The organism is Massilia pinisoli, from assembly GCF_024753285.1.
In the GTDB taxonomy this organism is placed as follows: domain Bacteria; phylum Pseudomonadota; class Gammaproteobacteria; order Burkholderiales; family Burkholderiaceae_D; genus Telluria; species Telluria pinisoli.
This window is the reverse complement of the sequence record NZ_JANUGW010000020.1, coordinates 24,072-50,630: the sequence shown is the minus strand read 5'-3', so window position 1 is coordinate 50,630 and position 26,559 is coordinate 24,072. Positions and strand designations below refer to the sequence as shown.

Annotated in this window: 25 protein-coding genes; 15 read left to right on the top strand and 10 right to left on the bottom strand. The window is 68.7% G+C overall.

Going from position 1 to position 26,559, the window contains the following annotated elements:
• The first annotated feature begins 56 nt into the window (after positions 1–56).
• Both asd and NX784_RS22200 read left to right on the top strand, forming a co-directional pair.
• Entirely contained in the window at positions 57–908 is an 852-nt protein-coding gene (asd, locus tag NX784_RS22205) for an archaetidylserine decarboxylase (RefSeq protein WP_258818869.1), read from the top strand.
• Between the two features lie 69 nt (positions 909–977).
• On the top strand, positions 978–1,559 hold the full coding sequence (locus NX784_RS22200) for a DUF7010 family protein (RefSeq protein ID WP_258818868.1): 582 nt from the start codon (positions 978–980) through the stop codon (positions 1,557–1,559).
• Positions 1,560–1,563: 4 nt separating this feature from the next.
• Here NX784_RS22200 and NX784_RS22195 read toward each other — a convergent pair whose 3' ends face one another.
• Entirely contained in the window at positions 1,564–2,475 is a 912-nt protein-coding gene (locus NX784_RS22195; RefSeq protein WP_258818867.1) for a LysR family transcriptional regulator, read from the bottom strand.
• A 111-nt stretch (positions 2,476–2,586) separates the two neighbouring features.
• On the opposite strand from NX784_RS22195, the gene NX784_RS22190 reads away from it, so the two are divergent.
• The 9 genes from NX784_RS22190 (at position 2,587) to NX784_RS22150 (ending at position 11,921) form a co-directional block, all read left to right on the top strand.
• Entirely contained in the window at positions 2,587–3,180 is a 594-nt protein-coding gene (locus tag NX784_RS22190; protein ID WP_258818866.1) for an FMN-dependent NADH-azoreductase, read from the top strand.
• A 67-nt stretch (positions 3,181–3,247) separates the two neighbouring features.
• On the top strand, positions 3,248–4,141 hold the full coding sequence (locus tag NX784_RS22185; RefSeq protein WP_258818865.1) for a pirin family protein: 894 nt from the start codon (positions 3,248–3,250) through the stop codon (positions 4,139–4,141).
• A 93-nt stretch (positions 4,142–4,234) separates the two neighbouring features.
• A complete protein-coding gene (locus NX784_RS22180) occupies positions 4,235–4,732 on the top strand; it encodes a hypothetical protein (RefSeq protein ID WP_258818864.1) in 498 nt (165 codons plus the stop codon).
• A 66-nt stretch (positions 4,733–4,798) separates the two neighbouring features.
• A complete protein-coding gene (locus NX784_RS22175) occupies positions 4,799–5,773 on the top strand; it encodes a M14 family metallopeptidase (protein ID WP_258818863.1) in 975 nt (324 codons plus the stop codon).
• 91 nt (positions 5,774–5,864) lie between these two features.
• The gene (locus NX784_RS22170) at positions 5,865–6,647 is read left to right on the top strand and encodes a substrate-binding periplasmic protein (RefSeq protein ID WP_258818862.1); all 783 of its coding nucleotides are present in this window, start codon (positions 5,865–5,867) and stop codon (positions 6,645–6,647) included.
• A 116-nt stretch (positions 6,648–6,763) separates the two neighbouring features.
• Complete coding sequence (locus tag NX784_RS22165; protein WP_258818861.1) at positions 6,764–7,828, top strand: alkene reductase; 1,065 nt, start codon at positions 6,764–6,766, stop codon at positions 7,826–7,828.
• A 216-nt stretch (positions 7,829–8,044) separates the two neighbouring features.
• The gene (gene pepN, locus NX784_RS22160) at positions 8,045–10,699 is read left to right on the top strand and encodes an aminopeptidase N (protein WP_258818860.1); all 2,655 of its coding nucleotides are present in this window, start codon (positions 8,045–8,047) and stop codon (positions 10,697–10,699) included.
• 49 nt (positions 10,700–10,748) lie between these two features.
• A complete protein-coding gene (locus NX784_RS22155; protein ID WP_258818859.1) occupies positions 10,749–11,456 on the top strand; it encodes a hypothetical protein in 708 nt (235 codons plus the stop codon).
• A gap of 15 nt (positions 11,457–11,471) precedes the next feature.
• Positions 11,472–11,921, top strand: coding sequence for an acyl-CoA thioesterase (locus tag NX784_RS22150; protein WP_258818858.1), 450 nt, complete (start codon positions 11,472–11,474; stop codon positions 11,919–11,921).
• Here the strand turns inward: NX784_RS22150 and NX784_RS22145 are convergent.
• Positions 11,902–13,065 (bottom strand): AMP-binding protein, encoded by a 1,164-nt coding sequence (locus NX784_RS22145; protein WP_258818857.1) that lies wholly within the window; start codon positions 13,063–13,065, stop codon positions 11,902–11,904. The two genes, NX784_RS22150 and NX784_RS22145, sit on opposite strands and share 20 nt — an antisense overlap.
• Before the next feature lie 247 nt (positions 13,066–13,312).
• Here NX784_RS22145 and NX784_RS22140 point away from each other — a divergent pair, with 247 nt between their 5' ends.
• Together NX784_RS22140 and NX784_RS22135 are read left to right on the top strand one after the other, a co-directional pair.
• Positions 13,313–13,702 (top strand): phosphonate transporter, encoded by a 390-nt coding sequence (locus NX784_RS22140; RefSeq protein ID WP_258818856.1) that lies wholly within the window; start codon positions 13,313–13,315, stop codon positions 13,700–13,702.
• A 67-nt stretch (positions 13,703–13,769) separates the two neighbouring features.
• Entirely contained in the window at positions 13,770–15,560 is a 1,791-nt protein-coding gene (locus NX784_RS22135) for a putative bifunctional diguanylate cyclase/phosphodiesterase (protein ID WP_258818855.1), read from the top strand.
• Positions 15,561–15,576: 16 nt separating this feature from the next.
• Here NX784_RS22135 and NX784_RS22130 read toward each other — a convergent pair whose 3' ends face one another.
• The 3 genes from NX784_RS22130 to NX784_RS22120 all read right to left on the bottom strand — a co-directional run bounded on the left by NX784_RS22130 (position 15,577) and on the right by NX784_RS22120 (position 20,262).
• Positions 15,577–16,431 carry an aldo/keto reductase gene (locus tag NX784_RS22130; RefSeq protein ID WP_258818854.1) on the bottom strand — a complete coding sequence of 285 codons (855 nt, stop codon included), beginning with the start codon at positions 16,429–16,431 and terminating at the stop codon, positions 15,577–15,579.
• Between the two features lie 55 nt (positions 16,432–16,486).
• On the bottom strand, positions 16,487–18,595 hold the full coding sequence (fusA, locus tag NX784_RS22125; protein WP_258818853.1) for an elongation factor G: 2,109 nt from the start codon (positions 18,593–18,595) through the stop codon (positions 16,487–16,489).
• 182 nt (positions 18,596–18,777) lie between these two features.
• Positions 18,778–20,262: a glycoside hydrolase family 30 protein gene (locus NX784_RS22120; RefSeq protein WP_258818852.1), complete on the bottom strand. Its 1,485-nt coding sequence runs from the start codon at positions 20,260–20,262 to the stop codon at positions 18,778–18,780.
• Between the two features lie 366 nt (positions 20,263–20,628).
• On the opposite strand from NX784_RS22120, the gene NX784_RS22115 reads away from it, so the two are divergent.
• A complete protein-coding gene (locus NX784_RS22115) occupies positions 20,629–22,935 on the top strand; it encodes an exo-alpha-sialidase (protein WP_258818851.1) in 2,307 nt (768 codons plus the stop codon).
• An 81-nt stretch (positions 22,936–23,016) separates the two neighbouring features.
• On the opposite strand, the gene arsC is transcribed toward NX784_RS22115, so the two are convergent.
• Positions 23,017–23,364 (bottom strand): arsenate reductase (glutaredoxin), encoded by a 348-nt coding sequence (gene arsC / locus NX784_RS22110; protein WP_258818850.1) that lies wholly within the window; start codon positions 23,362–23,364, stop codon positions 23,017–23,019.
• Positions 23,365–23,509: 145 nt separating this feature from the next.
• Here arsC and NX784_RS22105 point away from each other — a divergent pair, with 145 nt between their 5' ends.
• Positions 23,510–24,142, top strand: coding sequence for a 1-acyl-sn-glycerol-3-phosphate acyltransferase (locus NX784_RS22105; RefSeq protein WP_258818849.1), 633 nt, complete (start codon positions 23,510–23,512; stop codon positions 24,140–24,142).
• On the opposite strand, the gene NX784_RS22100 is transcribed toward NX784_RS22105, so the two are convergent.
• Genes NX784_RS22100 through ureE form a run of 4 tightly spaced genes read right to left on the bottom strand, consistent with a single transcriptional unit; the run spans position 24,116 to position 26,531 of the window.
• Positions 24,116–24,691, bottom strand: coding sequence for a HupE/UreJ family protein (locus NX784_RS22100; RefSeq protein WP_258818848.1), 576 nt, complete (start codon positions 24,689–24,691; stop codon positions 24,116–24,118). The genes NX784_RS22105 and NX784_RS22100 overlap by 27 nt on opposite strands.
• Before the next feature lie 26 nt (positions 24,692–24,717).
• On the bottom strand, positions 24,718–25,329 hold the full coding sequence (gene ureG, locus NX784_RS22095; RefSeq protein ID WP_258818847.1) for an urease accessory protein UreG: 612 nt from the start codon (positions 25,327–25,329) through the stop codon (positions 24,718–24,720).
• Positions 25,330–25,341: 12 nt separating this feature from the next.
• The gene (locus NX784_RS22090; protein WP_258818846.1) at positions 25,342–26,007 is read right to left on the bottom strand and encodes an urease accessory protein UreF; all 666 of its coding nucleotides are present in this window, start codon (positions 26,005–26,007) and stop codon (positions 25,342–25,344) included.
• Positions 26,004–26,531 (bottom strand): urease accessory protein UreE, encoded by a 528-nt coding sequence (ureE, locus tag NX784_RS22085; RefSeq protein ID WP_258818845.1) that lies wholly within the window; start codon positions 26,529–26,531, stop codon positions 26,004–26,006. Before ureE ends, NX784_RS22090 begins: the two co-directional genes overlap by 4 nt.
• Between the last annotated feature and the right edge of the window lie 28 nt (positions 26,532–26,559).

Here is a 26,559-nt window from a genome sequence, read left to right as displayed (position 1 = left end):
CATTTCCGCGCATGGCCGTGCCGCTATAATTGCGCGTCTTCCTATCGAGGTTCACCGTGTCCGATCGCCTTAAAGTCCTGCCCCAGTATCTGCTGCCGAAGCGGCGCCTGACAACCTTCGCCGGCCGCGTCGCCGGTGCCAAGGGTGGCACGATCACGACGCGCCTGATCCGCTGGTTCGTCGCGAAATACGGCGTCAACATGGCGGAGGCCGAAAATGCCGACATCGCCAGCTACAAGAGCTTCAACGACTTCTTCACACGCCCGCTGAAAGCCGGCGTCCGCCCGCTGGCCGACGCCGACTTCGTCTGCCCCGTCGACGGTGCCATCAGCCAGTTCGGCGCCATCGACGACCACCACATCCTGCAGGCGAAGGGCCACCGCTTCACGACGACGGAGCTGGTCGGCGGCGACGCCGCGCTAGCCGCGCAATTCCAGCACGGCGGCTTCGCGAACCTGTATCTGTCGCCGAAGGATTACCACCGCCTGCACATGCCGTGCGACGGCAAGCTCACGAGAATGATCTACGTGCCGGGCGCCCTGTTCTCCGTCAACCCGACGACGGCGCGCGGCGTGCCGAACCTGTTCGCGCGCAACGAGCGCGTCGTCTGCGTGTTCGAATCCCCGGAGCACGGGACGTTCGTGATGGTGCTCGTGGGCGCCACGATCGTCGGCAGCATGGCGACCGTCTGGCACGGCGTCGTCAATCCGCCGCGTCTGGAAAAAGTGACGGAATGGACGTACGCCGACCGCGACATCCTCCTCAAGAAAGGCGAGGAGATGGGCCGCTTCCTGCTCGGCTCGACGATCGTCATGCTGTTCCGCCCTGGCACGATCCGCTTCAACCCGGACTGGGCGCCGGAACGTTCGGTACGCCTCGGCGAGATGATGGGCAACCGGCCGGCCTGACCCGTCAAAAAGATATTGTACTGACAAGTATTTCGTGTCAGCATGGCGCATCCTTTCACGGAGGCAACCATGCTCGACACAACATCTTCCGCATCGCCGACCATCGCCGCCGCACAGCAGGACATGCGCACCGCCTACCTGGGCGGCGCGCCCGGCTTGTTCGTGTCCGGCTTCGTCTGGGCCATCGCGGGCGTCGTTTGCCTGATGCGCTCGCCGCAAACGGCCGTCTGGGCGCTGTACGTCGGCGGCGCGCTGATCCATCCGGTCGCCGGCCTGCTGACCCGCCTGCTGGGCAGCTCGGGCCGTCACGCGGCCGGTAATCCGCTCGGCACGCTGGCGCTCGCGACGACGATCTGGATGATCATGATACTGCCCCTCGCCTACGGGATTTCTCTGTGGCGCATCGAGCTGTTCTTCCCCGCCATGCTGTTCGTGATCGGCGGGCGCTACCTGACGTTCGCCACGCTGTTCGGCCGGAAGCTGTTCCGGGTGTGCGGCGCCGTGCTCGGGCTGGCCGGCTATCTGCTGGCAGCGCGCCACGCGGCGCCGTTCGTCGGCGCGTTCACGGGGGCCGTCATCGAAATCACATTCGGCGGCATCCTGGCCGCAGGCCTGCGCAACGCGCGAGCCGCCACCCCCGCCTCCGCCTGACCGCTCACGCGGCCTTGTCCCGGTCCTTGCAAAACATCTCGTCCAGCATGTCGAGGAACGCCCGTGTCTTGGCGGGCATCAGGCGCCGGCCCGGGAAGACAGCCCAGCCGGTCGCGACGGGCATCTCCCACTCCGGCAGTACGCGCACGAGCTGGCCGCGCGCAACGTGCTTCGCGACGATGAAATCCGTGCTCGCCGCGATGCCCGCGCCGCTGCACGCGATGCGCGCCAGCAGCTGGGGCGAATTCGCCGTCAGGCGTGCCGTCAGCGCCTTTTCCCAGCGCACCTTGCCTCGCTGCAGGACCCACGGCACCGCCCCGCCCGCTCGGCTGAGGACGCACAGCAGGTCGTGCCGCAGCAGGTCGTCCGGCTGTTCCGGCAAGCCGCGCTGCGCGAGGTAGGACGGCGCCGCATACAGGCCGAATTGCTGGATGGCCACGCGGCGCGCGGCCAGGGTGGAGTCTTCCGGCAGGTCGCCCATGCGGATCGCGATGTCGAAGTTTTCCGCGACGAGGTCCACGCGGCGCGGCGACAAATCCATTTCCAGCGACACGGCCGGATAGCGCTCCATGAAACGCGGAATCATGTCCGCCATGACGACGTTGGCGAAATCCTGCGGCATCGAGATGCGCAGCTTGCCGCTCGGCTCGGCCTGGCGGTGCTGGGCCAGCGCGCCGGCCGCTTCCACTTCTTCCGCCACCTTGCGCGCATGCTCCAGCAAGATCGCGCCGAACTCCGTCAGCATCAGGCGCCGCGTCGTGCGCTGCAGCAGCCGTTCGCCCACGCTCGCCTCCAGCAGCGCGATACGGCGCGACACGGTCGACTTCGGCAAGTCGAGCCGCTGCGCGGCGCTGCTGAAACTGCCGGCCTCGACGATGCGCGCGAACAGCAGCAGATCATTCGGTTCGACGTCCATAGATTGTTCCATCAGTTGAATAATGTTATCCATTCTACTGCCTTCCGAACGATATTTGGAACCGTTAAAGTGTCTACATCGAAACGCAAACGGACAAGGAAGGAAGACGCCATGAACATCCTGCAAATCAACTCGAGCGTACGCGGCACCCAATCGGAATCGAGCCGCGTGGCCAACGCAGTCGTCGCGAAACTGGCCGCCGCCAATCCGGGCGCGACCGTCACGGTGCGCGACCTGGGCGCGAACCCGCATCCGGTGCTGGACGAAGCGGCGCTGGGCGCCCTGTTCACCCCAGCCGACCAGCGCACGGCCGAGCAGGCAGCCCGCATGGCCCTGGACGACACGCTGATCGCCGAAGCGCAGGCCGCCGACGTGATCGTGCTGGGCGCCCCGATGTACAACTTCGGCATGCCGATCCAGCTGAAGGCCTGGTTCGACGCCATCGCCCGTGCCGGCGTGACGTTCCGCTACACGGCCAACGGTCCGGAAGGCCTGCTGAAGGACAAGCAGGTGATCGTGGCCGCGGCGCGCGGCGGCATCTACCCGGCCGACGCCGATCCGCAAGTGCCGCACATCCGCACCTTGCTGAACTTCCTCGGCCTGACCGACCACACGTTCATCTATTCGGCAGCCCAGTCCATGGGGCCGGAAGCGGCCGCGCAGGGCCAGGCCGAGGCGGATGCCGCCGTGGCCGAACTGGCGTAACACCGGCGTAATCGTCGCAATACACGTCCCGGGAACGGTCCCGGGGCGGCACCGTAAGGAGAAGATCATGACCCAGCAAGTGCAAACACAGGCCGTGGCCACGAGCCGCGGCGTCGAACGCCTCGTCGGCGGCCAGTTCGTGATGGACGGCGCGGGCGTCAAGATCAACCGCGTGCTGACGCAGCCGCTGCAGCGCCGCCTCGACCCGTTCCTCATGCTCGACGCATTCGGCAGCGACAAGGCGGGCGACTACATCGCCGGCTTCCCCGAGCACCCGCACCGCGGTTTCGAGACCGTCACGTATATGTTGACGGGGAAGATGCGCCACCGCGACAGCGCCGGCCACGAAGGCTTCATCACGAACGGCGGCGTGCAGTGGATGACGGCGGGCCGCGGCGTCGTGCACTCGGAGATGCCGGAACAGAACGAGGGCCTGATGGAAGGTTTCCAGCTGTGGCTCAACCTGCCCGCGCAGGACAAGATGACGGCGCCCTGGTACCGCGACATCCCGGCCGACGCCGTGCCGCGCTTTACGACGGACGCCGGCGCGACCGTGCAGGTGATCGCGGGCAGCACGCACGGCATCGACGGCGCCGTACAGCGCGCCGTGACGGCACCGCTGTACCTGGACATCGAGCTGCCCGCCGGCGCCACGTTCGACCAGCCGCTGCCGGCCGGGCACAACGCCTTCCTGTACGTGTTCCGGGGCGACGTCGTCGTCGAAGGCAAGGCCGTGCCGCAAGGACGCATGGCGATCCTCGACAACGCCCCGCAAGCCGACGGCGTGCGCATCAAGGCGGCCGCTCCTGCGCGCCTGCTGCTCATCGCGGGCCGGCCGCTGAACGAGCCGATCGCGCAATACGGCCCGTTCGTGATGAACACGCAGGCCGAGATCTTCCAGGCCGTCGAGGACTTCCGCAACGGGAAGTTCACGGACAGCACGGCCGCGGCGACCGTGTAATCGCATCGTCTTCCGCGCGGGCGGGCGGCCTTTCCAGGCGAGCCCCCCGCGCGTTTCGCCGTCTTGGTCTACACTAGCGGCCATCGCACTCCGTTGTCTGCCACGATGCCGCTGCTCCCCATCCTGTCGTCCCTGCTCTCGCGTGCCAGCCGCGCACTCGGCCTGGAAAGCGTCGACGCCTTCCCGCCCGGCCACCAGTACCCGCGCACCCGCTGGGACCGCGCCTATTTCGACATCGCATCCGACCTGAAGCCGGATCAGATGGAGACGGCGATCTGCGACGCCATCGCCAACACGCCCGCCGTATTCGCCCACATCACGCATCCGACGCCGCGCATGCAGCGCACCTTGCTGGGCGTGATCCACGCGCGCCTGCGCCGCGGGAGCACCGCGCCGACGGACCTCGTCGCCATGCTCATCGACGCCTGCGACGACGCGCGCACGCCGGAAGCGGTACCCGGCCTGCGCGCCGCGCTGGCGTCGACGGAAGGCTACGACCCGTCGATGCGCATCGCGCACCTGCAGGCCTGGCTGGCCGACATGCCGGCCGCGTTCGACGTCATCGAGGCGCCGGTGCGCGTGCGGGGCTGAGCGGCACGCCGGGCGCACCCGTCGTTTCCGCTACAATGCCGGCACTTCTTATTTTTGGATAGCCGCATGATTCCCGCCAACCAGCTGCATTTCAAGTCCGTCAATTACACCGGCCAGGGCCAGGGCCCCAACGTCATCATCATGGGCGCCACGCACGGCAACGAGATCTGCGGCACGCAGGCGATCCAGCGAGTGATGGCGGAGATCGACGCGGGCAAGCTCGCAATCGTGAACGGCGGCGTGACGTTCGTCCCCATCGTCAATCCGCTTGCGTACGCGAAAAACACGCGCTCGGGCGACCGCAACCTGAACCGCGACCTGTTCCCGAAAGCCGAGCCGCACGACTTCGAAGACCGCGTCGCCAACTGGCTGTGCCCCCTGCTGGCCAGGCACGACGTGCTGCTCGACCTGCACTCGTTCAACGCGGCGCACGGCGAGCCGTTCGTGATGGTGGGCCCGGTCGACAACGACGGCCCGCTGGAACCGTTCGCGCACATGCGCAAGGAGCGCGCGCTCGCGCGCCGCCTGGGCGTGCGCCGCTTCGTGACGGGCTGGATGGCCGCGTACGGCGGCGGCGTGCAGCGCCGCTCGCGCGGCAACGCGCAGGAACTGGAAACCGTGCTGCGCTACGGCGTCGGCACGACGGAATACATGCGCAGCACGGGCGGCTACGCGCTGACCCTCGAATGCGGCCAGCACCTCGATCCGCGCGCGCCGGAAGTCGCGTACACGGCCATCATGAATACGCTCGCCTTCCTCAAGATCATCGACGCACCGGAGCCGGAGCCCGTGCCGTTCGACGAGATGGAAGCGCTGCAGATGGTCGTCGTGCACGACAAGCTGGCGGACGGCGACCGCTTCACGCGCCAGTGGGCCAGCTTCGACCCCGTCGCGGAGGGCGAGCAGATCGGCGTGCGCGCGGACGGCACCCCCGTCGTTGCGGAATTCGCGGGCCGCATCCTCTTCCCGGACGCGAACGCGGCGCCGAACCACGAGTGGTACTACCTCACGCGTCCGAACCCCGCGTTCGGCCGCGAGTAAGACCCGGCTGCGCGGCTTGCAAAATCGGGGCCGGTTCGTGCGACAATCGCGCTGTTCGCACGGACGACACGAATAAGAACGACCGACACCAATGAGGAAACACGCAACCGCGTTGCCGTGCGCCCTGCGCGCCGCGCTGCTCGCGTGCGCGCTGACGGGCGCGTACGCGCACGCGCAGGCGCTCGACGTGCGCGTCGCCGCGCAGGAAACGCTGGAGCCGAAATGGATCCACGACGGCGAACGCCTCACCGGCATCTGTCCCGACGTGATGGCCGCCATCGAACGGGTCGAGCCGCGCCTGCACTTCACGGGCTTTCACCGCGCCAGCCGCTCCCTGTCGGCCATCGAGACCGGGCTGGACACGGGCGCGCTGGACGCCGCCTGCGGTCTCGTGTCGTCGCCGCGCCGGCTCGCCATCGGCCAGCCCGTCGGCAAGCCGCTCTATCCCGTCCGCCACTACCTCGCCGTGCGCCGCAACGACCCCGTGACGATCGAATCGGAGGCCGACCTCGCACGGCTGGGCGACCTCGTGACGACGCAGCGCGCGTCCGTGTTCACGGAACGCCTGCGCGAGGCCGGCGTGCGCATCGACGACGCGACGGACGACAACCGCGTCAACGTGCGCAAGATCCTCGCCGGCCATGGCCGCTTCGCCTACGTCAACGACCTCACGTTGCGCTACCTGATCCGCACGGAAGGCTGGCAGGACCGCGTACGCGTGCTGCCCGTCGTGCTGGGCGACGAACCGACGTATTTCTGGGTCGGACACAAGGCCGATCCCGCGCTCGCGCCGCTGCTGGGCGCCGCGCTGGACAAGCTGAAGGCCAGCGGCGAGCTCGATCGTATCTATGCGCGCTGGTCGGACGCGCCGTGAGCGCGCCGCACGCTCGCGCCGAAATCGGGGCGTCCTCTGCAGGAATTCGCACCCTGTTTTAAGATGGCCTCTCTCCGCCGCAAGACCGCGGCGGATCATTGAAAACAGGAGTACCGATGACGACTTTGTTTGACCCGATCAAGGTCGGTGGCCTCGAGCTGCCGAACCGTATCATCATGGCGCCGCTGACCCGCTCGCGCGCCGTGGGCGCAGGCCGCGTGCCGAATGCCCTGATGGCCGAATACTACGCACAACGTGCCTCGGCCGGTCTGATCCTGTCGGAAGCGACCTCGGTGACGCCGATGGGCGTGGGCTATGCCGACACCCCGGGCATCTGGTCCGACGAACAGGTCGCAGGCTGGAAGCAGGTCACCGACGCCGTGCACCTGGCCGGCGGCCGCATCTTCCTGCAGCTGTGGCACGTGGGGCGGATTTCCGACCCGCTGTTCCTCGATGGCGACCTGCCCGTCGCGCCGTCGGCCGTGCAACCGAAGGGCCATGTGAGTCTCGTGCGTCCCGCGAAGCCGTACGTCACGCCGCGCGCGCTGGCCCTCGAGGAAATCCCCGGGATCGTCGCCGCCTTCCGCAAGGGCGCGGAGAATGCGAAGAAAGCCGGCTTCGACGGCGTGGAAATCCACGGCGCCAATGGCTATCTGCTCGACCAGTTCCTGCAGGACGGCACGAACCGGCGCACGGACGCGTACGGCGGCTCGATCGAGAACCGCGCACGCCTGATGCTGGAAGTGACCGACACGTGCATCGACGTCTGGGGCGCCGACCGCGTCGGCATGCACCTGGCGCCGCGCCGCGACGCGCACGACATGGGCGACTCCACGCCGCTGGAGACGTTCGGCTACGTCGCGCGCGAACTGGGCAAGCGCGGCATCGCCTTCATCTGCGCGCGCGAAGCGATCGGCGATGATCGCCTGGGCCCACGACTCAAGCGCATCTTCGGCGGCGTCTACATCGCCAACGAAAAGATGACGAAGGAGAGCGCCGCGCAGCTGCTGACGAGCGGCGACGCGGATGCCGTCGCATTCGGCCAGTGGTTCATCGCGAACCCCGACCTGCCGGAGCGCCTGAAGCGCAACGCGCCGCTCAACGAAGCCCGTCCGGACAAGTTCTACTCGCCCACCGCCGAAGGCTATACGGACTACCCCGCACTGCAGGCCAACGGCTGACACCATCGTCCCGTGCATACGTCCCGCTTCGGGCGTATGCACGCGGCGGGCGGTGCGAAGCATCGCCAGCCTCTCTCATGCATATATCCAGGTAAAAAATCACTTCCTTTCGTCCCGATCGGGCACGAATGCTATTGCTGACATGATATTCTTGCGAGATTCCTACCGGGCGGAGGTCACGAGCTTCCGCCTTCGTTCATCGTCGCAAGGAGTCCCGTGAAGACCTGCATACCCCGCCTGCTGCCGCTCGCCATCGCCACCGCGCTGGCGCTTGCCTCCACCACCGCCAACGCCGTGGCCGCCACACCCGCGGCGCGCGCCGAGAATGCCTTCCTGTCGCAGGCCGATGCGGCCGCCCGCGCCGCGCGCGTGTCCGACGTCGACTACCAGCTCGACTTCACGCTGACCGGCAAGGAAACGTTCAACGGCACGACGACGCTCACGTTCGACCTGAAGGACGCGGACAGCCCGCTGACCGTCGACCTGGACAAGGCCACGATCAAGTCCTTGAGCGTCAACGGCAAGGCGGTCGCACCGCAGTACAACGGCTGGTTCATCACACTGCCCGCGCAGGCCCTCGCGAAAGGCCGCAACACGGTCGTCGTCGCGTACGAACGCTTGCACAGCACGAACGGCGAAGGCCTGCACCGCATGGTCGACCCCGTCGACGGCCGCGTCTACACGTATTCGCATTTCGAACCGGCCGCCGCGCACCAGATGTTCGCCGTGTTCGACCAGCCCGACCTGAAGGCGACGTACCAGGTCACGGTGAGCGTCCCCGCCGACTGGCAAGTGATCTCGACGACGCGCGAGACGAACGTGGCCCCGGCCGGCGACCTGCGCCGCTGGACCTTCGCCCGCACCAGGAAGCTGAGCCCCTATAACTTCTCGATGCACGCCGGTCCCTACACGATGTGGGAAGACAAGAGCGGCAAGTACCCGATGCGCCTGTTCGCGCGCCAGTCGGTCGCGGCGCAGATCAAGCCCGCCGAATGGTTCAAGTACACGAAGGCGGGCCTCGCGTTCTTCGACGATTACTTCGGCATCCCTTACCAGTTCGAGAAATACGACCAGGTGCTCGTGCCCGACTTCCTCTACGGCGCGATGGAAAACGCGGCCGCGATCACGTTCGCGGAGCGCGGCTTCATGTACAAGGCCGACATGACGGCGGAGCAGCGCGCGCGCCTCGCCTACGTCATCATGCACGAGATGGCCCACCAGTGGTTCGGCGACCTCGTCACGATGCAGTGGTGGAACGGCCTGTGGCTGAACGAGAGCTTCGCGTCGTTCATGGGCACGCTCGCGACGGCGGAGTCGACGGAATTCAAGGACGCCTGGCGCGCCTTTTACTCCGAGGGCAAGCAGAACGCGTACAACCAGGACCAGCGCACGACGACGCACCCGATCGAAGTGCCGGTGCCGTCCACGCGCAACGCGTTCGACAACATCGACGCCATCACGTATTCGAAGGGCGCCTCCACCTTGATGCAGCTGCGCCACCTGCTCGGGGCCGACGTATTCCGCAAGGGCGTGCACAACTATCTCGTGAAGTACCAGTACCGCAACGCGAAGCTGGACGACTTCATCAAGAGCCTCGGCCAGGCCGCCGGCCGCGACCTCACGGGATGGACGCGCGAATGGCTGTACGAGCCGGGCGTGAATACGATCGCCGCGAACTACACGTGCAAGGGCGGCAAGATCGCCGGCTTTACGTTGACCCAGACGGCGCAGAGCAAGGCGCTGCCCACGTTGCGCGAACAGCGCGTGCAGGTGGCCGCGTTCCGCCTGGACGGCAACGCGTACAAGCTCGAACGCAACGTCGCCGTCACGTACAAGGGCGCCCAAACGGCCGTGCCGGCGATGAACGGTGCCGCGTGTCCGGACCTCGTCTACCCGAACTACGGCGACTGGGGCTTCGTGAAGGTGCAGCTCGATCCGCGCTCGTTCGACAGCGCGCGCACGCATCTGGCCGCCGTCGACGACCCGCTGCTGCGCGCGATGCTGTGGCAAAGCCTGTGGGACGGCGTGCGCGACGCCAAGCTGCCGCTGAACGACTTCCTGGCCACGGCGCTCAACAACGCGCCGCAGGAGAAGGACTACACGCTGCTCGGCGACGTGCTGGGCAAGGTCGCCGCCTCGAAGCGCTACCTCGACCTGATGGATCCGCAGGCGCCGTACGCGCAGGCCGTCACGCGCCAGCTGGAAGACATGGCGTGGACCGCCACGGAGGCGAACAAGGGCGACGACAACTTCCAGCGCCGCTGGTTCGGGGCCTATGTCGCGGTCGCCAGCTCGCGTCCCGCGCTGGACCGCTTGGCCGCCCTCCTCGACGGCAAGGAGAAAGTCGACGGCCTGACGATCAACCAGGACCTGCGCTGGTCCATCATCGGCCGCCTGAACCGCTACGGCTATCCCGGCGCCGCCGCCCTCGTCGAAGCCGAGCAGGCGCGCGACAAGTCGGACTCGGGCCAGGCCGCCGCGCTGTCCGCCGTCGTCAGCCGTCCCGACCCCGCCGTCAAGACGGAATGGTTGAACACCGTGCACGACCTGCAGACGAAGCTGCCGTTCTCGAAAGTACGCACGGCGATGGAGCATCTGTACCCGGCCGAGCAGCGGCTGCTGAGCGAGCAGACGGCCGCCGCGCGCCTCGCGGGACTGCCGCAGCTCGACAAGGCCGCGGGCCCCGTGTACATGCGCGCCTACGGGCCAACGTTGATCCCCGGCGGCTGCACGGCCGACCGCGTCAAGCGCCTGCAGGCGGCGGCCGATGCCGGCAAGGACCTGTCGGCCGGCACCCGCCGCGCACTGCTCGACACGCTGCAGGAAGACCAGCGCTGCGTGGCGATCCGGCAGGCCATGACGGCGCACTGACCGCAATGGGCAACAGGCCGGCACCACGGATGCACGGGAGCTCCCGCGCATGAACACGGGCGTGCTGCGAACGGGCCGCGATGCGCACCGGCGCGCCGTGCTCGCCGCCACGTGCGCCGTCCACCTGCTGGTGCTGTTGCTGTGGGCGCAGGCTCGGCGCCAGGCGCCGCCTGCATCGCCGGCGCGCGTCGTGACGATCCTGCTGCAAGCGGATGGCGCACGGGCGACGTCCATGGCCGAGTCGTCGCTCCCCCCGGGGATCCCCGTACCGGTGATGCCCCCGCCGCGGCCGCACCCACCGGCTGCAGCCCTGCCCGACACGCCGCCGTCCACTGCCTCGGCCGCCGCGCCGGACGCGCCGACGGACGTGCCGGCCGGCGCCACCGCGAACACGCCCGCGCCTGGCGAAGGGACGCCGCCTGGCGGCTTCACGTACAGTCTCGCGGCGCGCCAGGCGGGCCGCATCGACCGCGAGCTGCGCAACGGCAAGCCGGGTGTGCCCACCGAAGCCGATACGGCCTCGGCGCGCTTCCGGCGGGGTCTCGAATCGGCCCACGTCGACCGCTCGATGACGATCCAGACGGACACCTACACATCGCCGGACGGCGTCGTCATGTACCGCTACCGCACGGCGAACGGGGCGCGCTGCCGCCGCGCGGGCGGCGTCGGCATCCTGTTGCAAGGCATGCCGGACGCACCGGCGGCGATGAACGTCGACTGCCCGAAAGGCGTCGAGTGGAACCGCGACGCGCCCTGATTGAAAGGACACCTCTTGGATTGGGATCACCCGCAGCCGTTCACGCTGCCCCGCGTGCCGCACGCGGACGACATCGACGGCCTGAATCACACGAACAACGCCGTCTACGTGCGCTGGTGCGAACAGGCGGGATGGGCGCATTCGGAGGCGCTGGGCCTCACGTTGGACGACTACCGCCGGCTGGACCGCGCGATGGCGATCCGGCGCGGCGAATACGATTACCTGCTGCCGACGTTCGCCGGCGAAGCGCTCGTGCTGGGTACGTGGCTCGTCGCGGGCGACGGCAAGCTCGCCATGGAACGCCGCTTCCAGCTGGTGCGCGAATCCGATGGCGCGACGGTGCTGCGCGGCCGCTGGGATCTCGTGTGCATCGAACTCTCCAGCGGCCGCCCGCGCCGCATGCCGCAGGCTTTCCTCGACGCGTACATGGCGGCCGTCGTCCCCGTCACGGCTCCGCGTCGATGATCCAGTCGGCCAGCTTGCCGCTGGCCTGGCGCGGCAGGCGCGGGCCGAACGTCCACGCGGCGGGCCGTTCGGCCGGCGCCAGGCGTTGCGCGGCCCACGCCGGCAGCTCGGCGCGCAAGGCGTCGAGGTCCGCATCGGGTCGAGCCGCGACATAGGCTTTCAGCCGCCGTCCCTCGTCCGGCCGCATCAGGCGCACCGCGGCCTCGCGCACGTGCGGATGCTGCGCCAGCACGTCCGCGACATAGGCCGGGAACACGTTCGTGCCGCCCACCTGCACGGCGGCGTCGATGCGGCCGGCCGGCAGGAAGTGGCGCCCGTCCATCCAATCCAGGCGGTCCTGCAGAGGATAGGAGCGCGTCGACCCATCGGGCAGCGTGCGCAGCAGGGCATTGGGCTCGTCCGCGCGCGTCCAGTGCGGCAGCAATGCGAACGGCGTGTCGGCCCGGTCGCGCCACCCCACGCCGGCCGTTTCCGAGCTGCCGTACACCTGCAACAGGCGCAGGCCCGCCGCCGCCAGCGCATCGGCGAGCGCGTCCGGACACGGCGCCGTCGACGTCACGCCGGCGACGTCCGCCGCGAACGCGGGCGCGCACCGCGCGGCCGCTTCCCACCACAGCGGATGCGCGACGACCAGGTCGCCGGCGCGCACGAGGCCTGCCAGTGCGGACGGTGCGGCCTGGCGGACGTCGATCACGTCCACCCCGCCGCCGAGGCGCTGCGGCAACAGCACCGTGAACAGGAAGCCGTAGATGTGGTGGCTGGACACGGCGCTGAGGACGCGGCGCCGGCCCTGCACGAGCGCGACCAGTGCGTCCGCTTCCTGCGCCAAGGTCGCGAGCGCGTGCGTGCAGCGCTTCGGATCGCCGCTGCTGCCGGATGTCCGGAAGGTCAGCGCAAGGTCGGACGCGTCCAGCGCGGCACGCGCGCTTTCGACCCAGTCGGCAAGGCAAGGCCGCGCCAGCAGTCGATCGTCGATGCCTGAATCCAGGTGCAGCGCTTCGACCAGCGCCGTGCCGAGGCCCATCAGCTCCAGCGAATCGGTACCGAGGTCGCGCACGAACTCGACAACCGGCGCCCACGGTGCGGGCGGCGGCGGGCGGCCGGGCCGCATCCGGCCCAGTTCGGCAGCGAGCAAGTCCGTCACGACGCGCTGAAGGAAATTTCCGCGCGTCCACCATGCGCCGCTCCCGGCATGATTTGTTGCAGAATGATCTCGTTCGGACATGGTGTCTCGCGATGTGGCGTCAGCGCAGACTTTGACGGGCGCCGCCTCACCTGTCAAACGCGGCACGAATGTCACATATGCATGCGATTGATTTGACAGAGACATGACGCCATGTCACTATGCATTTCTTGTTTGCAACACCAATGACACAGTCTGCGGAGTCCCGATGACCGCCACCGAATTGACCTTCGCCACGCCGGACCTGCTCACCCGCCTCGCGCCGCTGTCCGCGGACGACCTCGACCGCCTGGACTTCGGCGTCATCGGGTTCGACGACACGACCCGCGTCTGCCGCTACAACCGCTTCGAGGCCGAAGCCGCCGGCCTCGCCCCCGAGCGCGTGCTGGGCCAGCCGCTGTTCACGAACGTCGCGCCGTGCCTGAACAATTTCATGGTGGCGCAGCGCTTCGAGGATGCCGAGGACGACGGCACGGCGCTCGACGACACGATCGCCTACGTGCTCACCTTGCGCATGCGTCCCGTGAAGGTGGCCTTGCGGCTGCTGGCCGCGCCGGACGTCCCCGTCCGTTACGTCCTCGTGCAGCGCAAGCAATGACGGCGGCCGACACGAAGGCGCAGGCGGACGGCTCGCCTCCTACCCACCGTACCCACGCCGCGACCCCATGATGGATACGCACAAATCCGACGCCTACGAGGCCCTCGTCCAGTTCCTGTACCGCGCACCCATCGGCCTCGTGCAGACGGGCCTGGACGGCACGGTCGACATGCTGAACCCGATGTCGTCGAACCTCCTGATGCCGCTCGCGCGCGACGGCAGCCTGGACAACCTGTTCACCGTGCTGCAGGACGTGGCTCCGCAACTTCGCGCGATGACGGAAGCGTTCGACCAGCCGTCCGGCATCGTGTGCGACGGCCTGCGCGTGGCGCTGGGCAGCGCCGCCGTCGAAGGCGGGCCGCAGGTGCTGGCGCTCAGCGTCCTGAAGCTCGACGGCACGCGGTTGATGGCGACCGTCACCGACGCCACCGCCGACATGCGGCGCGAGCAGTCCCGGTTGGCGCGCCGCCTGGAACGCCAGGCCCGCACGGACGCGCTGACGCGCATGCCGAACCGCGAAGCCATGCTGGAACAGCTGCAGCAGATGCTCGACCGGCCCGCCGCGGCCGGCGCGGGCTTCGCCCTGCTGTTCCTCAATTGCGACCGCTTCCGCCAGATCAACGACGCACTCGGCCAGGAGACCGGCGACGCCCTGCTCGTGCAGATCGGCGAACGCATCCGCGCCACCTTGCGCCCGCCGAGCGACCGCATCGACCCGCACGCGGCCGGCGGCCAGATGGCGGCCCGCGTCGGCGCCGACGAATTCGCCGTCGTGCTGGACGGCCTGCGCGCCCGCGCGGACGCCGAACGCGTGGCCACGCGCCTGCTCGACGCGCTCGCGCGGCCGCACGCGCTGGCGGGCCAGCACGTCACGTGCAAGCTGAGCATGGGCCTCGTGTGGAGCGGCGACGCCGGCGCCGGTGCCGGCGAAATGCTGCGCGACGCCAGCATCGCGATGGTCGAAGCGAAGCGCGTGGGCGGCGCCCGCTGGGTTGCGTTCGAGACGGCGATGCGCGAGAAGGCCGCGCGCCGCGCCGACATCGAGTCGGAACTGCGCCTCGCGCTGCTGGAAGACCAGCTGTTCGTCGTCTACCAGCCGGTCGTCGGCCTGCGTGCGGACGGCGCCACCGACATCGCCGCCGGCGTCGAGGCGCTGGTGCGCTGGCAGCACCCGGTCCGGGGCGTCGTGCCGCCGTTCGAATTCATCCCCGTCGCGGAAGAGTCGGGCCTCATCGGCCCGCTGGGCGACTTCGTGCTGCGGCGCGCCTGCAGCGACTTCGCAGCATGGCAGCGCGCCCTGGGCGAGGAGGCGCCGCGGCTGCTGGCCGTGAATCTGTCGCGCGCCCAGCTCGCGGAGCCGGGTTTCGCGCAGATCGTGCGCGACGTGCTCGCGCAGAACGGCATGAGGCCGGAACAGCTGCAGCTGGAAGTGACGGAGAGCCTCGCGGCGCAGGACCAGCACGTGCAGCAGCGGTTGCACGAACTGAAGGCGATCGGCGTCACGTTGGCGCTGGACGATTTCGGCACCGGGTATTCGTCGCTCTCAAGCCTGCACCTCCTCCCCGTCGACACGGTCAAGATCGACCGCTCGTTCGTCGCCCAGGCCGACACGAGCCACCACCACCGCGTGCTGATCGAGGCGACCGTGAAGGTGGCGCAAAGCCTCGGCATGAACACGGTGGCCGAAGGCATCGAGACGGAGGCGCAGGCCGCCGCCGTGCGCGCGCAGGCGTGCGCGAAGGGACAAGGCTATCTGTTCAGCCGCCCGCTCGCATCACCCGACCTGCTCGTGTGGCTGGGCGGCCATCGCGACGACCCCGCCGCGGGTACGCGGGCGCCGGGCCGCGCGCCGCACTGACCGGCGCACGCCGCGTTCAGCGCATCGCCAGCGGACGGCGGCGTCCCGGCGGCGGAAAGGCCGCGTCCAACAATGCGAGATCGTCCGGGCCGAGGCGCGGCGCGAGGTCCAGCGCGGCGCGGTTGGCGCGCACGTGGGCCGGCTGCACGGCTTTCGGAATCGTGACGACGCCGTCCTGGCGCAGCAGCCACGCCAGCGCCACCTGGGCCGGCGTCGCATCGTGGCGGCGCGCCACCTCGGCCAGCTGCGGATGCCCCAGCAGCGCGCGCTGCTCCGCCGGCGTCGATTCCAGCGGCGAGTAGGCCATCACCGGGATGCCCCGGTCGCGGCACCACGGCAGCAGATCCCATTCGATCCCGCGCTTGACGAGGTTGTACAGCACCTGGTTTGCGGCGATCCTTTCTCCTTCCGGCAGCGCCGCCGCTTCCAGCATGTCGTCCGTGTCGAAGTTCGAGACGCCGTAGTCGCGGATCTTGCCCTCATCCCGCAGGCGGCCGAACGCCTCCAGCGTCTCCGCCAGCGGCACGCCGCCGCGCCAGTGCAGCAGGTACAGGTCGAGGTGGTCCGTGCGCAGCCGGCGCAGGCTGCGCTCGCACGCGGCGCGCACGCCTGCGCGCGAGGCGTTGTGCGGATACACTTTACTCACCAGGAACACCTCGTCGCGCCGGCCGGCGATCGCTTCGCCGACCACCTCCTCGGCGCCGCCCTCGCCGTACATCTCGGCCGTGTCGACGAGCGTCATGCCGAGGTCCAGGCCGAGCCGCAGCGCGGCGACTTCGGCCGGGCGCGCGGACGGGTCTTCGCCCATGTTCCACGTGCCCTGGCCGAGGACGGGGATCGCGCGGCCGGATGGCAGTGACAGTGTCTTCATCAACGTCTCCATATATGCAAACGTAGGGTGGACGGCGGAGCCGTCCACCCTACCGCTATTTTGCGGCGCGCGCCGTCGCGATCTGATCGAGGATGTGCTTGGGCACCGCCGCGTAATGCTTGAACTCCATCGTGTACGTGGCGCGGCCCTGCGTCAGCGAGCGCAACGTGGTCGAGTAGCCGAACATCTCCGCCAGCGGCACGACGGCGTCGATCAGCTTCCCGCCGCCGCCCGGGATCTCGTCCATGCCCTGCACGACGCCGCGCCGCGTCGACAAGTCGCCCATCACGTTGCCCGTGAATTCCTCCGGCGTCTCGACCTCGACCTGCATCATCGGCTCGAGCAGCTCCGGCGCCGCCTTGCGCATGCCGTCCTTGAACGCCATCGACGCCGCCACGCGGAACGCGTTCTCGTTCGAGTCGACGTCGTGGTAGGAACCGAAGGTCAGCGTCGCGCGCACGTCCACGACAGGGTAGCCGGCCAACACGCCGGCCTGCAAGGTCTCCTGGATGCCCTTGTCGACCGCGGGGATGTACTCGCGCGGCACGACGCCGCCCTTGATGGCGTCGACGAACTCGTAACCCTTGCCCGGCTCCATCGGTTCGAGCTTCAGCACCACGTGGCCATACTGGCCCTTGCCGCCCGACTGCTTGACGAACTTGCCCTCGATGTTCTCGACGGTTTTCTGGATCGTCTCACGGTACGCCACCTGCGGCTTGCCGACGGTCGCCTCGACGCCGAACTCGCGCTTCATGCGGTCGACGAGGATCTCCAGGTGCAGCTCGCCCATGCCGGACATGATCGTCTGGCCCGATTCCTCGTCCGTGCGCACGCGGAACGACGGGTCTTCCTGCGCGAGGCGCGACAGGGCGATGCCCATCTTTTCCTGGTCGGCCTTCGTCTTCGGCTCGACGGCCTGCGAGATCACGGGTTCCGGGAACGACATCTTTTCCAGCACGATGACCTTGTCCGGATCGGACAGCGTGTCGCCCGTCGTCACGCCCTTCAGGCCGACGGCCGCCGCGATGTCGCCCGCGAACACCTCCTTGATCTCCTTGCGCTCGTTCGCGTGCATCTGCAGGATGCGGCCCAGGCGCTCCTTCTGGCCCTTGGTCGGGTTGTAGACGGTGTCGCCGGAATTCACGACGCCCGAGTACACGCGGAAGAACGTCAGCTGGCCGACGAACGGGTCGGTCATGATCTTGAAGGCGAGCGCGGAGAACGGCTCGTCGTCGGACGGATGCCGCTCCAGCGGGTTGTCGTCCTCGTCGTGGCCCGCGATCGCCGGCACGTCCACCGGGGACGGCAGGTATTCGACGACGGCGTCCAGCATCGCCTGCACGCCCTTGTTCTTGAAGGCGGAGCCGGCCAGCATCGGGACGATCTCGCCCGCGATCGTGCGCGCGCGCAGCGCGGCCTTGATCTCGTCTTCCGAGAGTTCCTCGCCGTTCAGGTACTTCTCCGTCAGCTCGGGTGTCGCGTCGGCCGCCGCCTCGATCATGTGGTCGCGCCACGTCTGCGCCAGCCCAAGCAGGTCGGCCGGGATGTCTTCATAGGTGAAGCGCACGCCCTGGCTCGCGTCGTCCCAGCGGATGGCGCGCATCTTGACGAGGTCGATCACGCCCTCGAAGTGCTCTTCCGCGCCGAGCGGGATCTGGATCGGCACGGCGTTGCCCTTCAGGCGGTCCTTGATCTGCTGCTGGACGCGAAAGAAGTCGGCGCCCACGCGGTCCATCTTGTTGACGAACGCGATGCGCGGCACCTTGTACTTGTTCGCCTGGCGCCACACGGTTTCCGACTGCGGCTGCACGCCGCCCACGGAATCGTAGACCATGACGGCGCCGTCGAGCACGCGCATCGAGCGCTCGACCTCGATCGTGAAGTCGACGTGGCCCGGCGTGTCGATGATGTTGATGCGATGCTCGGCGAAATTGCCGCCCATGCCCTTCCAGAACGCGGTCGTCGCGGCCGACGTGATCGTGATGCCGCGTTCCTGCTCCTGCTCCATCCAGTCCATCGTCGCCGCGCCGTTGTGCACCTCGCCGATCTTGTGGTTGACACCGGTGTAGAACAGGATGCGCTCCGTGGTCGTGGTTTTGCCGGCATCGATGTGGGCACTGATGCCGATGTTGCGGTAACGCTCGATGGGGGTCTTACGGCTCATCGCTATCTCCTGTGGATACGGAACGCCAATGTAAGTGTATATACCCATATTTTCAAGGCCGGCAGAGCCGACCCGGCCTTTCGTGGCCCGATCTTCCGGCATGGGTCTCGCCGCACAATGTAACTGAAGTGCGGCTTTCGTGCAGGCGTTGGCAGGAATATGCGCGGAGGATGGATCGCCGCTCAGCCGACGACGGTCTGGAATGCCCGGGGCGGGATCTCGACAGCGGCCTCGCGCCGGTCGATGAACAGGCGGTAGCGCTGCGGCGCGTCGCTGCGGTTCATGACGACGACGGCGAGCGTGCCGTCGGCGTTGCGGAACGCCGTCGCGGCCAGTGTGCTGCGGCTCGTGGCGGCGCTCACGCGGCGCGCGCGCGGGCGGATGTAGCGGCTGAAGTGGCCGATCGCCGTGTAGATGGGCGTGAACACGAGCTGGCCGTCGGCACTCGCGTGCAGCGGGGCGAAGCAGTAATTGTCCTTGTGGTTCGGGCCGCCGCGGCTGTCGAGCAGCATGTTCCAGTCGACCCAGCCGCAGGCGCCCGCGTTCAGGTCGGCGATCATCTGGCTCGCGTAGCGCTCGCCGTTGGCCCAGTCCTGCAGGCGCGCCGCGTCGAATTTCTCGATGCAGCCTTCCGTCATCAGCAGGTTCACGTCCGGCCACGCCTCGTGCACGGCGGCGACGTTGGCGTGCATCGGCTCCCCGCCTGCCCACGTCTCGTACCAGTGATAGCCCACGCCCCACACATACGGCCGCGCCTTCGGGTCGGACAGGAGGTGCGCGGCGCGCTGCGGCAGCAGGTCGCGGTTGTGGTCCCACACGATGATCTTGCGGCTGCCCAGGCCCGCCGCACGCAGCGCAGGTCCCAGGTGGTCGGCGAGGAAGCGAGTCTCGTCCTCCGCGGTGAAGACCATCGATTCCCACGTCTGCTTCGCCATCGGCTCGTTCTGCACGGAGAGGCCCCACAACGGCACGCCCGCCCCTTCGTAGGCCTGCACGAATTTCACGACGTAGCGCGCCCACGTGTCGCGATACGCGGGCAGCAAGGTGCCGCCGCCGACCATGCTGCCGTTCGACTTCATCCATGCGGGCGCGCTCCACGGGCTCGCGAACACGCGTACGTCCGTGCCGTGCGCCCGCCCGGCCGCCAGTGCCGCGCGCAGCAGCGGCACGCGCAGCTGCAAGTCCGGTGCGATGCTGAACGATGCGAGCGCCGTGTCGTCGTCGCGCACGTACGTGTAGCTGCGGCTGCCGAAATCGGAACTGTGGATCGTCGTGCGCAGCACGCTGTAGCCGAGGCCCGCGCGCGGATCGAAATACGCGGTCAGGAACGCCTGCTGGGCGCTGGGTGCGAGGGTCGCGTGGACTTCGGCCACGGCATCCGTGACGGCGCCGCCGAAGCCGAACACTTCCTGGAAGCGCCTGGTCGTGTCCACGAACACGTCGATGTCCGTCTCGGGCGGCTGGGCGGCCGGCTGGAATGCGTCGAGCGGACGCGCCATGAAGCGCTCGGCGCCCGGCGCGGACGTGACGACTTGCCACGCCGTGTCCTTCCTGGCCGCGCCCTGCTGTCCCGCCGGCGCGGCCGCGGACCGGCCCGCCGCGGCCATCTGCCCGCCCACGAAGGTGGCGGCACCCAGCAGCCGCATTGCGTCCCGTCTCGTCGTCATCGTGTCTCCCGTCGTTGTGTGCGCGGAATTGGAAACGTTCCCAATCGCGATCGGACGACTATATCACTCAGGATTTGGCAGTGTCAAACCGGCTCGGCGGCTTCCTCCCACGAAAGGTGCTCGCACCCACGGCGTGCTTTCCCGGCATCGACTATTGCTGCTCCGAACAAACAATTCTCTCGAATTGTCACGCGATTTTCTTGGCGAGCCGACGATCTTCGCAATTGAACGAAGCGCGATGCTGCTCGCAGAATGACCCGGCGCACGGAGAGGCGCGGCCGATCGCACCGGTCCGGCCGATGACGGTCGCAAGGCGGAAGTCACGACTACATATCAATCACAGCATTCTTTTTGGAGGAACCACGTATGAGAGCATTCAGGACGAGAATCGCCCTGCTTTCCGTCGGCGCCGCAGCACTCGTGGCGGCCTGTGGCGGGGCGTCGGACAGCACTCCGGCGCAGAACGGCACCAGCCGGTTACTGGCAACCGTCGGGTCCGCGGCAACCACGTGGAACAGCGTGAAATTCGGCGGCGTCGGCTATGTCACCGGGCTGATCTATCATCCGACGTCCGCGAACGTCCTGTACGCCCGCACCGACGTCGGCGGCGCCTACCGCTGGAACTCGGCCACGTCGGCGTGGGTGCCCATCACCGATGGAAAAGGTTTCGGTGCGGCCGACGGCAGCTTCCACGCTGTCGAAAGCATCGCGCTCGATCCGCAAAACGACCAGAAGGTCTACATGGTCGCCGGCGCGAGCGGCAACGGCCGGCTGTACTATTCCACCGACCGCGGCAACAGCTGGAACTATTACGCCCTGCCGTTCGTCGTGAGCGGCAACGATTCCGGTCGCGCGATCGGCGAGCGCCTGAAGGTCGACCCGCACAATCCGTCGACGATGTTCTACGCCTCGCGCCGGGACGGCCTGTGGGGCAGCTGGGACGCGGGCAAGACCTGGTACCAGAGGACCGGGCTGTCGTCCACCCATATGACCGCCAGCGCGATTGGCGTCGAGCATCTGATGTTCGAAACGGGGACATCGGGCGGCACGCAGGGCACGTGGGTCATGTTCGCGGCCGTCGCGCCGGACTACGCCAGCGCGGCGGGCCTGACGTCGACCTTCTTCAAGTCCAACGACGGCGGCAACAGCTGGACGGCGATCCCGGTGCCGTCCGCCGTGACCGGGTACCACATCCCGCACATCGTGCGCGCCGCCGACGGCTATTACTACATCGCGTTCAACAAGGACGCCGGCCCGGGCGCCGGCGGTCCCGGCTACCTGTACCGGTTCGGCGGCAATAACGATGGCGGCAGCTGGACCCTGCTCAACACGTCGGCCAACAGCTGGGGCGGCTACAGCGGCCTGTCGGTCTACGGCACCGGCTCGACCACGCGCATCGCGCTGGGCGTGAGCGGCACCTGGGGCGATTTCGCCGGCCAGAACATCATGAAGCTGTCCGACGACGGCGGCACCACCTGGCGCGAAATCGTGTCGCAGAAGCCGCATACGCCGTCCAACGGCGAGTACTGGGGCTGGATCGACGACGTCGAGATCGATCCGAGCAACCGTGACCACATCATGCACGTGTACGGCGGCGGCATCTGGGAGACGTGGACCGCGTCGGCGGCCTCGCCCAGCTGGACCCTGAAGGTGAACAACATCGAGGAGACCGCCCCGCTGGCCATCGTCACCCCGCCCGCCGGCGCATCGTACAAGCTGGTCAACAGCTCGGGCGACGTCGGCACCTGGGTCCACACCGACCTCACGACGTCCCCGACCAAGGGCCCGTCGACGGGCTTCAGCAACGGCAATTCGGCCGACGTGGCCTGGTCTGATTCGACCTACATCGCCATCATCGGGGAATCGAACAACACGGGCTATGGCTACTGGTCGGGCGACAGCGGCAACACGTGGACGAAGTTCGCCAAGACGCCGACCGGCGGCACGAACCCCGCCGACGCGTCCAACATCGCCGTCACCGCGCGCAACAAGGCAGTGTGGGCGCCGGCCGATGGCGTACCGTCGTACACCACCGACAGCGGGACGACCTGGACTGCGACGAACCTGCCCGCGCTGACGGCGATCGGCGGCGTCCCGCGCAGCTACCGGCTCGCGGCGGACCGCAAGAACGCGAACAAAGTCTATGCCTACGATTCGGGTGGCGCATGGTGGAGCGGTTCCGCGGGCAAGGTCTATGTCTCGACGGACGGCGGTCACACGTTCACGCTGAGCCAGGGCTCGGTGTCGGCAGGGCTGGCACCGAATCCGTTCCACGCCACCTCGCTGGCAGTGAACCCGAACGTCGAGGGTGACGTCTGGCTGGCGGACGGCAACGCCGTGTACCACTCGACCAACTCCGGCACCACCTGGACCAAGCTCGGCAACTTCTCGTCGATCTGGGGCACCAACTCGTGGCCCGACGTGCAGGGCGCCAGCGTCGTCGCGCTCGGCAAGGCACCCGCCGGCGCCTCGTACTCGGCCGCCGTCTACGTCGTGGGTGTGATCAATGGCCAGTGGGGCGTGTGGGAATCCGACGATGCCGGCGCCAGCTGGATCCGTTTCAATGACGACAGCCACCAGTTCGGCGGCATCGGCCTCGTGGCGGCGGACCAGAACACCTATGGCAGGATCTATGTTGCCGGTGCGGCCCGCGGCCTGCTGTACTCCAACTAAGGTCGGCTGATCGCGCATCGCCCGCGCAGCACGGCGCGGGCGCGAGGGCGGCTGCGGCCGCCCTCTTCCTTTCTGCGCGGCCTAGAGGATCTCGCGCACCAGGTCGGCGGGCCGGCACAGGCGCACGCCTTTCGGCGTCACGACGAACGGCCGGTTGATCAGGATCGGATGGGCGACCATCGCGTCCAGCAGCGCGTCGTCCGTCGCGGCCGGATCGTCCAGGCCCAGCTCCGCGAACAGCGCTTCCTTGCTGCGCACGGCGTCGCGCACGGACAGGCCCGCGCGCGCGATGAGGTCCTTCAATTCGTCGCGCGACGGCGGCTGCGCGAGGTAGTCGACGACGCGCGGTTCGACGCCGGCCGCGCGGATCGTGTCCAGGGTGGTGCGCGAGGTACCGCAGCGCGTATTGTGAAAAATCGTGATGTCCATCTTGAAAATCCTTGTTCGAGAGGCAAGGATGATACCGACGGGACCGCAACGCTTCCAGTTTTTTCGCTTGTCCCCCTTCCGGCAGCGCTATAAAATGCCCGGTTTGCTTGCCAGGGCACAACGGATATTGCTGAGAAACGAGAACATGGACGACTACCTGATGCGCCCCGCGGCGCTGCCGACCTGGGGCCAGCGCGCGGCGCTGCGCCTCCTGAACGCGCTCGGCTGGAACCTGCGGTTCAAACCGCTGCCCGGCCCGCACGGCGTCGTCGTCGTGTATCCGCACACGTCGAACTGGGATTTCCCCATCGGCCTGGTGGCCAAGTGGGCCGTGGGCGTGCAATTCCGCTGGCTCGCGAAGGATTCGCTGTTCCGCGGTCCGATGGGCGCCCTGATGCGCTACTGGGGCGGCGTGGCCGTCGACCGCAGCGCGCCGCAGGGCGCGATCGTGCGCCTCGCGCAGACGATGCGGGCGGCGCCGTGGTTCTGGCTCGCCATCACACCGGAAGGCACGCGCAGCTACCGCCCGCACTGGAAGAGCGGCTTCTACCGCATCGCGCTGGCCGCCGACGTGCCCGTGCTGCTCGTCGCACTGGACTACGGCAAGAAAGTCGTCGACGTCACGCACACCCTGACGCTGACGGGCGACGAAGCGGCCGACATGGCCGCCGTCGCGCAGGCGTACGAAGGCGTACGCGCGCTGTATCCGCAGAAGGCCGCGCCTATCCGGCTGGCCGACCCGGCGAGTCCGTCAGACGAGTCCCGCCAGCAGGCATAAGCCCGCCGCACCGATCGCGGCGCCGGCCCAGCGCCGCACGCGCGCGCCCGGCAACGCCCCGACCAGCATCAACGCGCCGCTCGCGAGCAGGAAGCCGGCGCCGCTCGCCATCCCCGCCAGCTCGCGGCCATGCGCCAGACCGTGCAGCACGGCACAGCTTCCCACGACGACGACCGCCAGTTGCGGCGGCATGCGCCGCTGCCAGTTGGGCGCGCACGCGGCCAGCCCGCCCAGCAACAGCACCGTGGCGGCAATCGACGTCTCCAGCGCCGGCAGCACGAAGCCGGCGCCCGCGCACGCCGCACCCGTCGCCATCAGCGCGAGGAATACGGCCGGCAGGACGGCCCCATGGCGCTGCGTGCGGCTCCACAAGCCGACGGCCAGCAGCGCCAGCAGGTGATCGAGGCCCGTCAGCGGATGCAGCACGCCGGCCGCGAAGCCGGTCTCCGCATGGCCCGGATGCGCCGCGGCGGGCAGCGCGACGGCCAGGCCCGCGAGCAGGATCGCCGTGGCAGCCGCCCTGCGGCCCGTGTCGTGATTCCAGTTCATGATGTTCCTTTCGATGGATGGCAGTGTCATTGGTCGAGCAATCCCTGCTCGCGGATGAACTTCACGACGTCGTCCACGCCGTCGCCCGTGCGCAGATTCGTGAACACGAACGGCCGCTCGCCGCGCTGGCGGCGCGCGTCGGCCGCCATCACGTCCAGGTTCGCGCCCACGTGCGGCGCCAGGTCCGTCTTGTTGATGATGAGGAGGTCGGAGCGAGTGATGCCGGGCCCGCCCTTGCGCGGGATCTTCTCGCCACCGGCCACGTCGATCACGTACAACGTGAGGTCCGACAGCTCGGGGCTGAACGTGGCGGCCAGGTTGTCGCCGCCGGACTCCACGAGCACCAGTTCCAGCGCCGGAAACTCGGCCTGCAGCCGGGCGATGGCTTCCAGGTTGATCGACGCATCCTCGCGGATCGCCGTGTGCGGACAGCCGCCCGTCTCCACACCCATCAGCCGCTCCGGCGGCAGCGCCTCGGCGCGCAGCAGAATTTCCATGTCTTCGCGCGTATAGATGTCGTTGGTGATGACGGCCATGTCGTAGTGCGCGCGCATGCGCCGGCACAGCAGTTCGCACAGCGCAGTCTTGCCGGAGCCGACGGGGCCGCCGATGCCCACGCGCAGGGGATTCGATGTCATGATGTTGCCTCCTTAGGATCGATACAACCGCCCATGCTGCACCTCGTGCCGCATCGACAGCACGGACAGGCCGGGGGCCCAGTTCGACAGCGCCTCGTCGGGCAAGCCGCGCGCCGTGGCGGCCGCGCGCTCCAGCTCCGGGCGCAGCGCCAGCAGCAGGCGCTGTCCCGCCACCTGCCCCAGCGGCACGGACTTCACGCACACGAGCACCTGGTTCTCGGCCCATGCGAACAGCAGCGCCAGCAGCGCCTCCTCGTGCGGGATGCCGAGCGCGCACACCGCGCACGCGTAGGCGGCCGGCAGCGGCACCTCGCCGCCCGGCAGACCGACGTCCGCGACACCCAGGTCCGCGAGCAGCCGCGTGAGCGAATAGCCCATTTGCACGGTCTCCGCGCGCAGCTCGGCAGTGTCGCGCGACGCGAGATAGCAGGCGCTCCAGTCGGCGACGGCGGGCATGTCGCGCGCGGCGAATGCCTGCATCAGGCGCCACAGCAGCGGACCGTCCCAGCGGGCCTGCACCTCGTCGAGGCAGCGCACGAGCCACGCGTGCGCGCTGGCGGCATCGTGCACGCTGCCGGCCTCGATCGCGGCCTCGAGGCCTTGCGAATAGCTGTAGCCGCCGATCGGCAACGCGGGGCTCGCGAACTGCAGCAGGTGCAGGAGGCTCGCCGCGTTCATGCGTCCGTTGCCAGGTCGGCCGGGCGGTGGATCTTCTGGCGTACCGGGACGGGCGCCAGCAGGACGCCGCCGTGGCCGTGGTGACCATCGTGGCCATGTCCGTGGCCCGCATAGGCACCCGGCTCCGGCTCGAACTTCGCCAATTCCTCGTCGACGCGCGCGCCGAGGCCCAGCACCATCTCCTTCAGCACAGGATCGACGCGGATGCGCAGCCAGTCCGGCCCCACCTGCACCTGCGTGTGGCGGTTCCCCAGGTGGAACGCGCAGCGCGCGAGCAGCGTGGGCGTCTCGCAGCGCACGACGTACGTGGGTTCGAGCGCCGCGACGACGCGCACGACGCGCCCGCCCTCGCCCGTCAGCAGCTCGCCGTCGCGCAGCACGGTGCCGCGCACGAGGAACAGCGCGACTTCCTCGCCGGACGCGAGGCGCGCCCGCTGGCGGCAGCGCTCGCGCTGGTCGTACGGCAGCACGAGCTCGTCGTGGACGACGTCGGCGTGTGCGATCTTCGTATGCAGTGACAGCATGTCTTCTCCAATCATCCGTAGGGTGGAC

What these genes read in the sequence shown, in the direction of transcription:
- NX784_RS22170 (WP_258818862.1), top strand. Translation starts at nt 5,865, where the DNA reads ATGAGGAAACACGCAACCGCGTTGCCGTGCGCCCTGCGCGCCGCGCTG.
- NX784_RS22105 (WP_258818849.1), top strand. Translation starts at nt 23,510, where the DNA reads ATGGACGACTACCTGATGCGCCCCGCGGCGCTGCCGACCTGGGGCCAG.
- ureE (WP_258818845.1), bottom strand. Translation starts at nt 26,531, where the DNA reads ATGCTGTCACTGCATACGAAGATCGCACACGCCGACGTCGTCCACGAC.
- NX784_RS22090 (WP_258818846.1), bottom strand. Translation starts at nt 26,007, where the DNA reads ATGAACGCGGCGAGCCTCCTGCACCTGCTGCAGTTCGCGAGCCCCGCG.
- NX784_RS22120 (WP_258818852.1), bottom strand. Translation starts at nt 20,262, where the DNA reads ATGACGACGAGACGGGACGCAATGCGGCTGCTGGGTGCCGCCACCTTC.
- arsC (WP_258818850.1), bottom strand. Translation starts at nt 23,364, where the DNA reads ATGGACATCACGATTTTTCACAATACGCGCTGCGGTACCTCGCGCACC.
- NX784_RS22100 (WP_258818848.1), bottom strand. Translation starts at nt 24,691, where the DNA reads ATGAACTGGAATCACGACACGGGCCGCAGGGCGGCTGCCACGGCGATC.
- NX784_RS22185 (WP_258818865.1), top strand. Translation starts at nt 3,248, where the DNA reads ATGACCCAGCAAGTGCAAACACAGGCCGTGGCCACGAGCCGCGGCGTC.
- NX784_RS22130 (WP_258818854.1), bottom strand. Translation starts at nt 16,431, where the DNA reads ATGAAGACACTGTCACTGCCATCCGGCCGCGCGATCCCCGTCCTCGGC.
- NX784_RS22155 (WP_258818859.1), top strand. Translation starts at nt 10,749, where the DNA reads ATGAACACGGGCGTGCTGCGAACGGGCCGCGATGCGCACCGGCGCGCC.
- NX784_RS22115 (WP_258818851.1), top strand. Translation starts at nt 20,629, where the DNA reads ATGAGAGCATTCAGGACGAGAATCGCCCTGCTTTCCGTCGGCGCCGCA.
- NX784_RS22190 (WP_258818866.1), top strand. Translation starts at nt 2,587, where the DNA reads ATGAACATCCTGCAAATCAACTCGAGCGTACGCGGCACCCAATCGGAA.
- ureG (WP_258818847.1), bottom strand. Translation starts at nt 25,329, where the DNA reads ATGACATCGAATCCCCTGCGCGTGGGCATCGGCGGCCCCGTCGGCTCC.
- NX784_RS22195 (WP_258818867.1), bottom strand. Translation starts at nt 2,475, where the DNA reads ATGGACGTCGAACCGAATGATCTGCTGCTGTTCGCGCGCATCGTCGAG.
- NX784_RS22135 (WP_258818855.1), top strand. Translation starts at nt 13,770, where the DNA reads ATGATGGATACGCACAAATCCGACGCCTACGAGGCCCTCGTCCAGTTC.
- NX784_RS22200 (WP_258818868.1), top strand. Translation starts at nt 978, where the DNA reads ATGCTCGACACAACATCTTCCGCATCGCCGACCATCGCCGCCGCACAG.
- NX784_RS22175 (WP_258818863.1), top strand. Translation starts at nt 4,799, where the DNA reads ATGATTCCCGCCAACCAGCTGCATTTCAAGTCCGTCAATTACACCGGC.
- NX784_RS22165 (WP_258818861.1), top strand. Translation starts at nt 6,764, where the DNA reads ATGACGACTTTGTTTGACCCGATCAAGGTCGGTGGCCTCGAGCTGCCG.
- fusA (WP_258818853.1), bottom strand. Translation starts at nt 18,595, where the DNA reads ATGAGCCGTAAGACCCCCATCGAGCGTTACCGCAACATCGGCATCAGT.
- NX784_RS22140 (WP_258818856.1), top strand. Translation starts at nt 13,313, where the DNA reads ATGACCGCCACCGAATTGACCTTCGCCACGCCGGACCTGCTCACCCGC.